This is a genomic window from Vicinamibacterales bacterium, assembly GCA_036496585.1.
Classification (GTDB): Bacteria; Acidobacteriota; Vicinamibacteria; order Vicinamibacterales; family 2-12-FULL-66-21; genus JAICSD01.
Genome location: DASXLB010000008.1, coordinates 1 through 12,839, shown reverse-complemented (window position 1 = coordinate 12,839; position 12,839 = coordinate 1). Strand labels below are relative to the sequence as shown.

11 protein-coding genes are annotated in these 12,839 nt (G+C 67.3%); all 11 read left to right on the top strand.

Annotated elements, in window-relative coordinates; translation table 11 throughout:
• Positions 1 to 217 (top strand): hypothetical protein (locus VGI12_02775; GenBank protein ID HEY2431569.1); only part of this gene is annotated, 217 nt, incomplete at its 5' end.
• Between the two features lie 201 nt (positions 218 to 418).
• On the top strand, positions 419 to 940 hold the full coding sequence (locus VGI12_02770) for a hypothetical protein (protein ID HEY2431568.1): 522 nt from the start codon (positions 419 to 421) through the stop codon (positions 938 to 940).
• A gap of 81 nt (positions 941 to 1,021) precedes the next feature.
• Positions 1,022 to 2,728 (top strand): M14 family zinc carboxypeptidase, encoded by a 1,707-nt coding sequence (locus tag VGI12_02765; protein HEY2431567.1) that lies wholly within the window; start codon positions 1,022 to 1,024, stop codon positions 2,726 to 2,728.
• An 89-nt stretch (positions 2,729 to 2,817) separates the two neighbouring features.
• Positions 2,818 to 4,392: a serine hydrolase domain-containing protein gene (locus tag VGI12_02760; GenBank protein HEY2431566.1), complete on the top strand. Its 1,575-nt coding sequence runs from the start codon at positions 2,818 to 2,820 to the stop codon at positions 4,390 to 4,392.
• A 70-nt stretch (positions 4,393 to 4,462) separates the two neighbouring features.
• Positions 4,463 to 7,690, top strand: coding sequence for a hypothetical protein (locus tag VGI12_02755; protein HEY2431565.1), 3,228 nt, complete (start codon positions 4,463 to 4,465; stop codon positions 7,688 to 7,690).
• 2 nt (positions 7,691 to 7,692) lie between these two features.
• Positions 7,693 to 8,346 (top strand): class I SAM-dependent methyltransferase, encoded by a 654-nt coding sequence (locus VGI12_02750; GenBank protein ID HEY2431564.1) that lies wholly within the window; start codon positions 7,693 to 7,695, stop codon positions 8,344 to 8,346.
• A gap of 187 nt (positions 8,347 to 8,533) precedes the next feature.
• The gene (locus VGI12_02745; GenBank protein ID HEY2431563.1) at positions 8,534 to 8,818 is read left to right on the top strand and encodes an SWIB/MDM2 domain-containing protein; all 285 of its coding nucleotides are present in this window, start codon (positions 8,534 to 8,536) and stop codon (positions 8,816 to 8,818) included.
• Positions 8,819 to 8,970: 152 nt separating this feature from the next.
• A complete protein-coding gene (locus VGI12_02740) occupies positions 8,971 to 9,600 on the top strand; it encodes a prepilin-type N-terminal cleavage/methylation domain-containing protein (GenBank protein HEY2431562.1) in 630 nt (209 codons plus the stop codon).
• Positions 9,597 to 10,142 (top strand): hypothetical protein, encoded by a 546-nt coding sequence (locus VGI12_02735; protein HEY2431561.1) that lies wholly within the window; start codon positions 9,597 to 9,599, stop codon positions 10,140 to 10,142. The genes VGI12_02740 and VGI12_02735 overlap by 4 nt, the downstream gene beginning before the upstream one ends.
• 4 nt (positions 10,143 to 10,146) lie before the next feature.
• The gene (locus VGI12_02730) at positions 10,147 to 11,142 is read left to right on the top strand and encodes a prepilin-type N-terminal cleavage/methylation domain-containing protein (GenBank protein ID HEY2431560.1); all 996 of its coding nucleotides are present in this window, start codon (positions 10,147 to 10,149) and stop codon (positions 11,140 to 11,142) included.
• A gap of 2 nt (positions 11,143 to 11,144) precedes the next feature.
• Entirely contained in the window at positions 11,145 to 12,767 is a 1,623-nt protein-coding gene (locus tag VGI12_02725) for a PilX N-terminal domain-containing pilus assembly protein (protein HEY2431559.1), read from the top strand.
• Positions 12,768 to 12,839: the final 72 nt, after the last annotated feature.

The following is a 12,839-nucleotide window of genomic DNA, read 5'->3' as shown; positions in this document are numbered from 1 at the left end:
GATGGGGGCGCACCTGATCCGCAGCGGCCACCGCGTGCTCTCGCACTGCGGCATGGGGTTCAACCGCTCGGCGCTGGTCGCCGGCCGCATCCTCCACCACCTCGGCGGCATGAGCGGCCCGGCGGTTGTCGAGCGGCTCCGAGAGCGGCGCCCCGGCGCGCTCTTCAACGACGTGTTCGCCGAGCACCTGCAGTCGCTGCCGCCCGCGACGGCGTGAAGGTGTGACCGTGACGGCTTGCGTCACCCTCGCGAGCGAGTGGGGGAGTTCGAGGGGCGCAGGCAGCGGGGGAAGAGCCGTCGCGAGCGAGTATCGCGAGCGAGCCTCGCGACGCGGAGCGAGCCGGCGGAGCGGCGAGCGCGCGAGCGAGTGGGGGAGTTCGAGGGGCGAAGCCCCTCGACAAGGTATGATGCGCGCGTCATGTCCACATCGACCGCGCTCTTTCTGCTGATTCGCGCCGCCCACGTGCTGGTCGCCGCGATCTGGCTCGGCGCCACGTTCCTGTTGTCGTTCGTCGTATTGCCGTCACTGCAGGACATCGGTCCCGCGGCGGCGCCGATGATGGGGGCGCTCATGCGCCGCAAGCTGCCGGCGTTCATGGCCTCGATGGGGGGAACGGCGGTGCTGACCGGCATCTATCTCTTTTACCGTTTCACTGGCGGCTTCGATCCCGCGCTGAGCGGGTCGCGCGCCGCGATGACCTTCGGCACCGGCGGCCTGGCTGGAATCCTGGCGCTCGTCGTCGGCGGCGTCGTGGTCGCGAAGAACGCAAAGAAGATGGGAGAGTTGGCGGCGCGGCTGTCGTCGGCGGCGGAGGCAGAGCGGGCCGCGCTGGGCGCGCAGATGGCGGCGGCGCGCGCGCGCGCCGCGACCGGGTCGCGAATCGTCATCACCCTGCAAATCGTCGCGATCGTGCTGATGGCGATCGGGCACTACGTGTAGAGGTTGGTTGCGACACGCCGGACCGCAGTGCCACCAGTAGCGCGCCGCGGGTGGCGTAGGATGGCCGCGGAGGGTGACCGGATGCGTCGTGGTGTTGCGTGTGTGGCGGCGTGTGTGCTGGCCGTGGCCGTGGGGCGCGCGCAGCAGACTGGGCTGGCGGATCTCAGGACCACCGCCGAGTCGAGTGGATTCAAGTCGACGTCCACCTACGAAGACGTCGTCAAATTCATGAAGGCCGTCGACGAGGCGTCGCCGATCGTGTTCTATACGACCTACGGCACCACCACGGAGGGGCGCGCGCTGCCGCTGGCAGTAGTGGGGACGGGACTGAAGGATGCCAGCCCGGCCGCGGTCAAGGCGAGCGGCAAGCTGCGCGTCCACATCCAGGCCAACGTGCACGCCGGCGAAGTGGAAGGCAAGGAATCGGCGCAGGTGCTGCTACGCGAATTCGCGCAGCACCGGCACGACGACTGGCTGCGCTCGATGGTGTTCCTGATCTCCCCCATTTACAACGCCGACGGCAACGAGAAGTTCGCGCTCAACAACCGGCAGCGCCAGAACGGCCCGATCAACGGGATGGGAACGCGCGCCAACGCGCAGAACCTCAACATCAACCGCGACTACATGAAGCTCGACACGCCGGAGGCGAGGGCGTTCGTAGGTCTGATGAACGACTACGATCCGCACGTCAGCTACGACCTGCACACCTCCGACGGGTCCTACCACGGCTACTACCTGACCTACTCGCCGCCGCTCAATCCTGACACGCCGGCCGCGATCATGAAGATCATGACGGACGAATGGTTTCCCTTCGTCACCAGCGACATGAAGACGCGGCACGGGTGGGATTCGTTCTACTACGGCAACGTGTCGACGCCCGGCGGGCGCGGTTTCGGCGGTCCGCCGGCGCAGTCTCCGCAGCCGGCCGTGCCAGGACAGCCGCCGCCTTCAGCTCCGGGCGGGCAGCGCGGCGGCGGCCGTGGCCAGGGGGCCGCGTGCACCATCATGCCGCCGCCGGAAGGAGTCACCCGCGAGTGGCGGACGTTCGAGGACGTGCCGCGTTTCCACAACAATTACGTCGGGCTGCGCAACCGCTTCGCGCTGCTCAGCGAAGCCTACGCCTACGCCACATTCGAAGACCGGATCAAGGCGACGAACGATTTTCTCGACGCCTCTCTCGACTTTGCCAGCGCCAACGCCGCCAGGCTGAAGAAGGCCGTCGAGGACGCCGACACGGAGAAAATCGCCGGCGCCACCCTTTCGACGAGCGCGAAGATGAAGCGCGGCGGCCTGGTTGACGTGTTGATGGGCGAGGTCGAGCCCGCGATCAATCCGCTCAACCAGGCGGTGATGTGCCGCCGCAAGGACGTCGTCCATCCCGAGAAGATGGTCGATATGATGTGGTTCGAGCCGGCGACGACCGAGACGGTGCCGTTGGCCTACTACGTGCCCGCCGACGCGAGGAAGGCGATCGAGCTGTTGACGCGGCAGGGCATCCGGATGCGCGACGCGCAGCCGCCGTCCGGCGTCGAGGCGTTCACGATCGCGAACAACACTGCCGGCCAGAACTTCGAAGGGCACGCGATGCGCCGGGTCGAGGGATCGTGGGGCGCCAAGCCTGACGTCAAGGCGGGCGCGAAGTACGTCGAGGTGACGACCGCGCAGCCGCTCGGCCGGCTCGCGTTCTACCTGCTCGAACCGGCCTCCGACGATGGGCTCGTCGTGTGGAACTATCTCGACGATCAGTTGAAGGACACGACGACGTATCCGATCCTGCGGCGAAGATAGATGGTGTAATCCGCCGGTCAGGCGCGGGCGGACCTGGCTCGCGCATAGCGTCGATCGGCTCCTCGTTCGGTGGTAGATTCGGCGGCATCATGACCGCCAGGACCGCTGCGTTCGTCGCGCTGTTGCCGCTGATCGCCATCCGGCAGGACCCGCCCACTTTCAAGGCGCCGGCGCCGCGTTTCGCGGATCCCGATCGGGCCGCGACGCTGGCGCGCGCGTATCCCGACATCGATCGCCTTTTCCAGCAGTTCGCCGCCGACCAGCACGTGCCTGGCGCGGCGTGGGGCGTCATCGTCGACGGCGCGCTGGTGCACACCGGCGTCACCGGCTACCGCGACCTGCCGACCAAAGCGCCCGTCACGCCCGACACCGTCTTCCGCATCGCGTCGATGACCAAGAGCTTCACCGCGATGGCGGTCCTCAAGCTGCGCGACGAGGGCAGGCTGTCGCTCGACGACCCGGCCGAGAAATACGTGCCGGAGATGCGCACGCTCGTCTACCCCACGAGCGACGCGCCGAAGATCACCATCCGCCTCCTGCTCTCCCACGCCGAGGGCTTTCCGGAGGACAACCCGTGGGGCGATCAGCAGCTCGCCGACAGCGACGATCAGCTGTCCGCGATGATCCGGGCCGGCATCCCGTTCTCGAACGCGCCGGGGATCGCCTACGAGTACTCCAACTTCGGCTTTGCGATTCTCGGGCGCGTCGTCGCCAACGTCGTCGATCCGTCGGCGACGGCGAAAACGGCCGTCTATACCCGCTATGTGACCGACAACATCCTGAGGCCGCTCGGCATGGCGTCGACCACGCTGGAGCCGTCGAGTGTGCCGGCCGACCGGCTCGCGCACGGCTACCGCTGGGAAGACGACCAGTGGAAGAACGAACCGCTGCTCGCCAACGGGTCGTTCGGATCGATGGGCGGCATGCTGACGACGCTGTCGGACCTCGGGAAGTACGTCGGCGCGCATTTGTCGGCGTGGCCGCCGCGCGACGGGCCGGAGCTGTTGCCCATCAGGCGGTCGTCGCTCCGCGAGATGCAGCAGGTGTGGCGGCCGTCGGCGGCGACGGTCACACGGGGTCAGCTCAATGCCGGCGGCTACGCCTATGGCCTGCGCGTGTGGCAGAACTGCCAGTTCCCGACGCTCGTCGCGCACGGCGGCGGACTGCCGGGGTTCGGCAGCTACGAGCGGTGGCTGCCGGAGTATGGAGTCGGCCTCATCGCCTTCGGCAACAAGACCTATACGAGCTTCACGGCGACGTTCGAGTCCGCGTTCGATCTGCTGACGAAGACCGGCGGCCTGCAGCCGCGCGCCATCCAGCCGTCGGCGGCGCTCGTCTCAGCGCGCGACGCCGTGTCGGGCCTTGTCGTGAGGTGGGACGACGCTGTCGCCGATCGGATCGCGGCGCCGAACCTGTTCCTCGATCGCGACAAGGCCCACCGGCAGACCGATCTCGACGCGCTGCGCGCGCAGGTCGGCGTCTGCCGGCCGGGCTCGGGCTTCGATCGCGTCGAGAACGCGCTGCGGGGCGACTGGACGCTCGACTGCGAGCGCGGCAAGGTGAGAGTCGCGATCACCCTGGCGCCGACCGCGCCGCCGAGAGTGCAGTTCCTGTCGGTGACGAGGCCGGCCGCGGAGCCGGGCCGGGCGGGCACGTGTCAGTGACGGCGGCGCGCGAGCCACTGCGGAGCCGGCGCCCGCAGGCGGAAGCCGGACGCTGTAAGATTCCTTCGCTATGAAGAAGCTCGCACTCATCGTCCTGCTGGCGGCGGCGGCCCTGCCGGCCGCGCCATTCGGCGTGGCTCACGGCTGGCAGACGCGCAATCAGGCGACCATCGTCGTCGACCCCTCTCTGTACGAGCAGGTCTACTACCGTCCGCTGTCGCCGGTGTGGAGCCGCGGCGGTCGCGTCACCGCCGTGAGCGGCGTCGCGTCGAATCCGCGGATCTACTACATGGGGGCGTGCGGCGGGGGCGTGTGGAAGACGACGGATGCGGGCGCGCGCTGGGAGCCGCTGACCGACGGGCAGATCGGCGTCGGCACGATCGGCGCCGTCGAGGTCGCGCCGTCCGATCCCAACGTAATCTATATGGGCACGGGCTCGGCGGATCCGCGCGGCAACGTCACCAACGGCGATGGCGCCTACAAGTCGATCGACGCCGGGAAGACGTGGACGCACATCGGCCTCGAGAAGGCCGGTCTCATCGGCCGCATCGTCATCCATCCGACCGATCCCAACACCGCGTTCTTCGCCGTGCAGGGGAACATCTTCGGCCCCAATCCCGAGCGCGGCGTCTATCGGACGAAAGACGGGGGAAAGTCCTGGGAGCAGGTGCTGAGAGTCAGCGAGCGCACGGGCGCGAGCGACGTGACGATGGACGTCAAGAATCCCAACAACCTGCTCGCGTCGATGTGGACCGTCGAGCGCCGGCCGTGGACGATCGACTCGGGCAGCAAGAGCCAGGAAAGCGGCATCTTCCGGTCGACCGACGGCGGCAGCACCTGGACGCAGGTGACCAAAGGCCTGCCGCAAGGCGTGATGGTCGGCAAGTCGAGCGTGTCGATCTCGCAGGCCGACTCCAAGCGCGTCTACGCGCTCGTCGAGGCGGAAGGAGACAACGGCGGCGTCTTCGTCTCGAACGACGGCGGCGAGAGCTTCGCGAAGGTCAACGGCTCGCGCAACCTGCTGCAGCGCGCCTTCTACTACGCCCACATCTACGCCGACCCGCAGCAGGCCGACACCGCCTACGCCGTCAACACCAGCGCGATGAAGTCGACCGACGGAGGCAAGACGTGGACCGTCGTCGGCACGCCGCACGGCGACAACCATGCCTTCTGGATCAACCCGACCGACAACCAGGCGATGATCAACGGCAACGACGGCGGCGCCAACGTGTCCCTCGACGGCGGCCGCACGTGGTCCTCGCTCAACAACCAGCCGACCGCCGAGCTCTACCGCCTCGAGACGGACACCCGCTGGCCGTATTGGATCTACGCGTCGCAGCAGGACAACACCAACATCGGCGTGCCGAGCACCGGCCCAGGCGATCCGATCACCGTCGCCGGCGGTGAGAGCGGCTACCTCGCCGTCGACCCGAGGAACGCCAACATCATCTATGCCGGCAACTACGGCGGCACCATCCAGCGCACCGATCGCTACAGCGGCATGAGCGAGAGCGTCCGCGTCTACGCCGACGAGGAAACAGGGCAGCGCGCCGCCGACATGAAGTACCGCTTCCAGTGGAACGCGCCGATGCGCATCTCGCCGCACAACCCAGACGTCGTCTACGTGACGTCGCAGTTCGTGCACAAGTCGAGCGACGCCGGCCAGACCTGGAACACGATCAGCCCCGATCTCACCCGCAACGACAAGTCGAAGCAGGACTACTCCGGCGTCAACGGCATCACCCGCGACGACACCGGCGTCGAGGTCTACGACACGATCTTCGCGTTCGAGGAGTCGCCGGTGACGGCCGGGCTCCTCTGGGCGGGTACCGACGACGGGCTGCTGCAGCTGTCACGCGACGGCGGCAGGACGTGGACGAAGATCACGCCGACCGGACTTCCCGAGTGGAGCACGATCAACGTGATCGATCTGTCGCCGAAGAACGCCGGCCGCGCCATCGTCACGGCGTATCGCTACATGCTGAACGACTTCACGCCGTACGTGTATCTCACGAACGACTTCGGGAAGACGTGGAAGCGGATCGCCGACGGGAACAACGGCATCCCCGACGGCGACTACACGCGCGTCGTCCGTGAGGATCCGGATCGGGCCGGCCTGCTCTATGCCGGTGCCGAGCACGGCATGTACATTTCGTTCGACGAAGGGGCGCACTGGCAGGGCTTCCAGCAGAACCTGCCGCGCACGCCGGTGATGGATCTGAAGGTCTACCGCAAGAACCTCATCGTGGCGACGGAAGGGCGTTCGTTTTACATCGTCGACGCGCTGCCCGTCGTGCAGGGGCTGAAGGCCGGACTGGAGCGCACGAGCGGCGTGTTCTACAAGCCGGCCGACGCCTATCGCCAGGGTGGCCCGCTGCCGACTTTCTACTACTGGTTCAGAGACCCGCCGGCGAATCCGATCACGCTGGAGGTGAAGGATCCGGCCGGTAAGGTGGTCTACACCTCGACGGCTCAGCCCGGCGCCGGGTCGGCGATGAAGGCGCCCCCGGAAATTCCTCCGGCCGCGCCCGCGCCGGGCGACGGCGGACAGGCGGGTCGCGGTGGACAGGGCGGCGGAGGGCGAGGCGGCCGCGGCGGGTTCGGTGGTGCCGGCACCGTCGGCGCGCTCAGCGGGCAGAAGGGGCTCAACCAGTTCACCTGGAACCCGCGGCTCGATTCACCGTTCACCGTGCCGCCAAAGATCGTGATGTGGGGCGGTGGCGGCGGCCGCGGCGGCGGCCCGAAGGCGGCGCCCGGCGTCTACACCGCGAAGCTGACGTCCGGCGACTGGTCGCAGGAACAATCCTTCCGGCTCTCGACCGATCCGCGGCTGCCGCAGATGACCGACGCCGAGGGGGCCGAGCAACTGAAGATGGCGATGGAACTGGGCGGGCAGATCAAGACGATGTACGACACGCTCGCCAGGCTGCGCGACGCCAAGACACAGGCGGCGCAGATTGCCGGGCAGACATCGGGCCACGCCGACGTGGCGGCCGCGGCCAAACAGTTGAACGAGAAGCTGGTCGCGGTGGAAGGCGATCTCACGCAGGTGCAGGGGGAGGCGGGGCAGGACGCGCTCAATTTCCCCGGCCGTCTCGACAACCAGATGATTGCGCTCTATCAGAACGTCGTGCAGCTCGAGCGGCGATTGAACAAGTCGGTGAAGGAGCGTTCGACTGATCTGCGGCCGCAGTTCGATGATCTGATGGAGCGGGCCACAGGGGCGCTCAAGGCCGATGTGGATGCGTTCAACGCGGTCGCGTCGAAAGCAGGCGCCGCGACAGTGACCATCAAGTAATCGTGCTGGCCCGCCAGATCGGTCACGTGATGCGGACGGCGCTGCGCGACGGTCCGGCGCCGTTGTGGCTGGCCCGCCGCGCCATCCGTGAGTTCGGCGCGATTCAGCGGACGTGGGAGCTGCAGTCACTGGTTGGCGAGGTGCGGCGTCTGGCGCCGCGCGTCGTCGTGGAGATCGGAACGCACCACGGCGGCACGCTCGTCTGCTGGGCGGCGGTCGCGTCCGCCTCGGCGCACATCGTCAGCATCGACATGCCGACCGACGACCGGAACGGGTGGGGCACCCGCGACGAGGATCTGGGGCGGGTCCGCGCGCGGCTGAAGCCGGCACAGAGACTGACTGCCATCCGCGGCGATTCGCACGCCGGCGAGACACTGGCGCGCCTGCACGCGGCGCTCGGCGGCGCCGCGGTGGATCTGCTGTGGGTCGATGGCGACCATTCCCTGGCGGGGACGAAGGCGGATTTCGAGATGTACGGTCCGCTGGTGCGATCGGGCGGCGTCATTGCGTTCCACGACGTGCGCGCGAGTCAGCGCTGGCCGCAGTTCGGATCGCCGGAGTTCTGGGACACGATCAAGGTCCGGCATCGCGCGCACGAATATGTCGCCGACCCGCGGCCTGGGGCCGGTATGGGCATCGGCGTCATCCGCGTATGAGCCGTTTCCCCCATGAAAAACCGGGAAATTGTGCTACCCTTCGTGCATTCACGCGCATGCCCCTGTCACGGACGAACGAGCGCCAGCGAGTGAGCCACCCGAACGGCGCGGGGCCAGGGGGTCCCGGACGTCGGTGTGTAGGGGGGTCCGGCGGGGCGTAGCCCCCCGGCTAACTCAAGGAGAGAAGATGGCCAAGAAGGCGGCGAAGAAGTCCGCGCGCAAGCCGAACGCGGCATTCATGAAACCGATGAACCCGAGCGCCTCGCTCGCGGAAGTCGTCGGCAGCAAGCCCATTCCGCGGACGGAAGTCACCAAGAAGCTCTGGGCGTACATCAAGAAGAACAAGCTGCAGGATCCGAAGAACAAGCGGATGATCAAGGCCGACGACGCGCTGAAGCCGGTGTTCGGCGGCAAGGCCACGGTCAACATGTTCGAGATGACCAAGCTTGTAAACAAGCACCTCAAAGCGTAACGGCGGCCCGCTCCGCGAGGTGCGCGCCCACGCACCTCGCGATTTCAGTACTGTCACTCCCTGTCCCGGAACGGAGCATGGCCAACGCGCCTTCCTGGGCCTTTCCGTATCCCGCCGACGGCACATCCCTTGCGCATTGGTGGGCAAACATGATGGGCACTCCCCACCGCCCGCCGCTCTCCTGTCTGCGCGATTCGCGCGGATTCAGTCTGCTCGAGTTGATGGTCGTAGTCGGCCTGATGGGCGTCATCGGCGCGATCGCCATCCCGATGACCGGCAACGCCCTGCACTATTTGAAGTTGAGCGGCGACGCACGGAGCATCTCGAACGAGATTTCCTCCGCAAAAATGCGCGCCGCTGCCAAGTTCACCCAGGCGCGCATTTTCGCGGATTTGAGTGGCCGTCAGTACTACCTGCAGACGTGCGCCACGCCGGGGACCTCGCCGTGCCCGTCGTGGACGACCGAAGGAGGCACCCAGTCGCTGGCGTCGACCGTCAGCTTCGGCTACGGCATCGTCGCCACCGCGCCGCCCAATACCCAGACGACAATCGCGCAGGCTCCCTCATGCCTCGACAACGCGGGACACGCCGTGGCGAATACCGCCTGCATCATCTTCAACTCGCGCGGCATTCCGGTCGACACGACCGGCAGTCCGACCGGGCTCAACGCGTTCTACATCAATGACGGCGCCTCCGTCTACGGCGTGACGCTGGCGGCGACCGGATTCGTCCGGAGCTTTCAGACGGCGTACGCCACGTCGCCGTCCTGGGTGCAGCAATGACGTCCCGCGCCGCGAACCCGCAGTCGGGCTCGACCCTGGTCGAAGTGATCATCGCGAGCGGCTTGATGGCCACGCTGATGGCGGGCCTGATGTCGCTGGGCGCCGTGGCGCTCTCGACGACCGAGAACCAGGGGCATCTGGCCGCGAGAACCGCGGAATATGCCCAGGACAAGATGGAGCAGCTCCTCGCGCTCGCCTACACCGACGCGACGAGCGACACCACGTCGTTCCCGGCGGCGACAACCGGCGGGACCGGGCTGGTGGCCGGCGGCAGCAGCGTCACGAGCAGTCCCGTCGCCAAGTACGTCGATTGGCTCGATCAGAACGGCAATCTCTGCGGCTCCAGCGGAGCGGCCTGCGCGGCCGCCTCGGGCACGACCGCCCCGACGTCCTGGTTCTACGAACGCGCGTGGGCGATCACCACGCCGGCCGGCTCCACCAATCTCAAGCAGATCACCGTGACGGTGACGATTTCGCGCGGCTTCGGCGCCGCCAACAAATCGAGCTCGACGCTGACCGTCTACAAGACGTACCCGTTCTGACGCCATGACGCTGCTCCAACGTCAACACGACCGCCGTTCGCCGCGCGCCCGCCGGGCGGACGAGGCCGGCTTCTCGCTCCCTGAGCTGCTCATCTCCACAGCGCTCATGCTCATCGTCTCCGGCGTGGTCACGTCGGCGCTGCTGCAGATGACCAAGGCACAGTCGACGATCTGGAACCGGACGGAGCTGCACAGTGGCGTCCGAAGCGCGACCGAGCTCCTGCAGCAGGAGGTTGGCCAGGCCGGGCGGATTGCGCTGCCCGCGGCCGTGACGGTGTCCACCACCGCCGTTTCGGCGGGTGCGACTACGGCCGTGCTCAGCTCCGTGACCGGCATGTTCGTGGGCGAGAACCTCGTCGTGGACGCGGGCAGCGCGCAAGAGACGGTGCACATTTCCGCGATCAACACGGCGACCAAGACGATCACCATCAACAACAGCCTCGACGCGACGGCCACGTCGCTGGCGACGTCGTTCCTCTACGGGCACAGCATCGGCGCCAGCGTCAGCGTCAGCGGCGGTTTCACGACCGGGGTCATCCCGCCCGCCGCGTCGCCGGTGAACTTCAGTAACGGGTCGACCGCCACGGTGCTCAAACTGTTCGGCGACATCAACGCCGACGGCAGCATGGTCTACGTCGAATACACCTGCGACACCGCCGCCGGCAACCTCTACCGGAACATGGTGGCCTTCGACGCGGTGTCGAAGCCGACGCTGACGGCGGCGCAGGTGCTCCTGTCCAACATCACGGCCAACCCGAACAGCACGCCATGTTTCCAATATCAGATGGATTCGTCGAACACCTACGTGCTCGATGTCGCGATCACGATGACCGTGAACACGCAGAAGGTCGATCCGGTCACCAAGCAGCTGCAGACCGAGACGAAGGCGCTCCTGAACGTCTCGCCGCGCAACGTCGTGAATACCTGGGAGCTCGCGGCCCACAACGCGGCGCGCGTGCAATCGACGCCGTCCACCATCACCACTCTGATAGGACTGTGACCATGCCGGCATCGGTCGTTCCGACGCGCGCCTCAGACGAGCGGGGCGTCGCGCTGATCATCACCCTGTTCCTGATGGCCGCCCTCTCGGCGCTGGCCGCGTCGCTGATGTTCCTGTCGCAGACGGAAACCTATTCGACGATGAACTACACGATGATGTCGCAGGCGCGCTACGCCGGCGAGTCGGGCATCGAGAAGTCGGTGAACTGGCTGCTCAATTCCTACACGCAGCCGGGGAGCGCCGGCAGCGATCTGACCAGCAGCTACGACATGACGAAGTCGCCGGTGACCTGCACCAGCGGCTGCACGACGACGAGCGGCACCTGCGCGTACACACCCGGGTCGGCGCCGACCGGACCCTGCATCGTGCTGTCGGCGATGGGCGGCGTGACCTCGAACTACCCGGTCGCGACCACGTCGAGCGCGTTCGCGACGGCGGCGACAGGCACGCTCAGCTCCGGCGCGTCCAATATCGGTTTTTCCTCGTATGCGGTGCTGATGTCGATGCAAGCGGTGGGCACGACCGTCGTCCAGACCTGGAGCATCGTCTCGAACGGCACGGTGTCCGGCGCGCGCACCGCGCAGGTGCAGGTGATTTCGACGCTCGAGACGCCGTTGATCGGCGTCACGGGCAACAGCTACTCGGCGTTTGCAACCGGGTCGGTCTGCGGCGCCATCACCTTCTCGGGGAGCGCCGCGACCAACAGCTACGATTCGACCAAGCTCGGGACGGCGTCGTACTGGTCGGGCGGCAGCGTCGGCAGCGGGCATCCTTTGATCAACACGTCGTCTCCGGCGAACGTCGGCACGAATGGCAACCTGACCGACAGCGGCGGCGCGACAATCAACGGGAAGCTGTACACGCCGCGCACCGGCGTTGGCACGTGCAACAACGGCGGCGGCGGCGTCGCCGGCGACGCGCTGACGCAGAGCGGCAGCGCGACCGTCACCGGCGGCCTGGTGCAGCTCGCCTCGACGTGGTATCCCACCACCCCCTCAGCGCCGACGCCGCTTCCCGGCACCGCCACGCAGAGCTCGTCGCACAATACCGGGTGCACGGGCTACACCAACTGCACGCTACCCAGCGGCGCCGGCAACCCCAACATCGTGAAAATCAGCGGCGGCAATTCCGTGGCGAGCGCAACGCTGCTCGGCAACGTCACCATTTCGTCGGACGTCGTCTTTCACGTCGGCGCGGCCTCCGGCTGCCCCTGCTATTACACCGTCAACAGTTTCAACATCAGCGGCGGCGCGTCGCTCGTGATCGACGGCGGTCCCGTGATCATCAACGTCGCCGGCACCGGCATCAGCTCAGGCAACGTGCTTACGCTCAGCGGCGGCGGCGTCGCCAATTCGACGTTCGTCGCGTCCAACCTGCAGATCAACTATGCCGGCACGAGCCCTGTGTCGCTCAGTGGCGGGACGGCAAGCGCCGCGATCATCAACACGCCGAATGCCGCCGTCACGTTGTCTGGCGGCGCCGACTTCTACGGCACGCTGCTCACCAAGACGCTGAACGATTCCGGCGGGACCGCGATCCACTACGACCAAGCGCTCTCGTCGATGTTTTCATCGGAGAGCACCGGCAATCCGCTGCTGACATCCTTCAGCTGGAAGAAGTACTGAGTCGGACGTCCTCTCACGTGGCCGCGCGGCGCTCGGTGCCGCGCAGCCACTTGCCAGCGCCGGTCAGCACGA

What these genes read in the sequence shown, in the direction of transcription:
- VGI12_02755 (HEY2431565.1), top strand. Translation starts at nt 4,463, where the DNA reads ATGAAGAAGCTCGCACTCATCGTCCTGCTGGCGGCGGCGGCCCTGCCG.
- VGI12_02770 (HEY2431568.1), top strand. Translation starts at nt 419, where the DNA reads ATGTCCACATCGACCGCGCTCTTTCTGCTGATTCGCGCCGCCCACGTG.
- VGI12_02725 (HEY2431559.1), top strand. Translation starts at nt 11,145, where the DNA reads ATGCCGGCATCGGTCGTTCCGACGCGCGCCTCAGACGAGCGGGGCGTC.
- VGI12_02730 (HEY2431560.1), top strand. Translation starts at nt 10,147, where the DNA reads ATGACGCTGCTCCAACGTCAACACGACCGCCGTTCGCCGCGCGCCCGC.
- VGI12_02740 (HEY2431562.1), top strand. Translation starts at nt 8,971, where the DNA reads ATGGGCACTCCCCACCGCCCGCCGCTCTCCTGTCTGCGCGATTCGCGC.
- VGI12_02760 (HEY2431566.1), top strand. Translation starts at nt 2,818, where the DNA reads ATGACCGCCAGGACCGCTGCGTTCGTCGCGCTGTTGCCGCTGATCGCC.
- VGI12_02745 (HEY2431563.1), top strand. Translation starts at nt 8,534, where the DNA reads ATGGCCAAGAAGGCGGCGAAGAAGTCCGCGCGCAAGCCGAACGCGGCA.
- VGI12_02765 (HEY2431567.1), top strand. Translation starts at nt 1,022, where the DNA reads ATGCGTCGTGGTGTTGCGTGTGTGGCGGCGTGTGTGCTGGCCGTGGCC.
- VGI12_02735 (HEY2431561.1), top strand. Translation starts at nt 9,597, where the DNA reads ATGACGTCCCGCGCCGCGAACCCGCAGTCGGGCTCGACCCTGGTCGAA.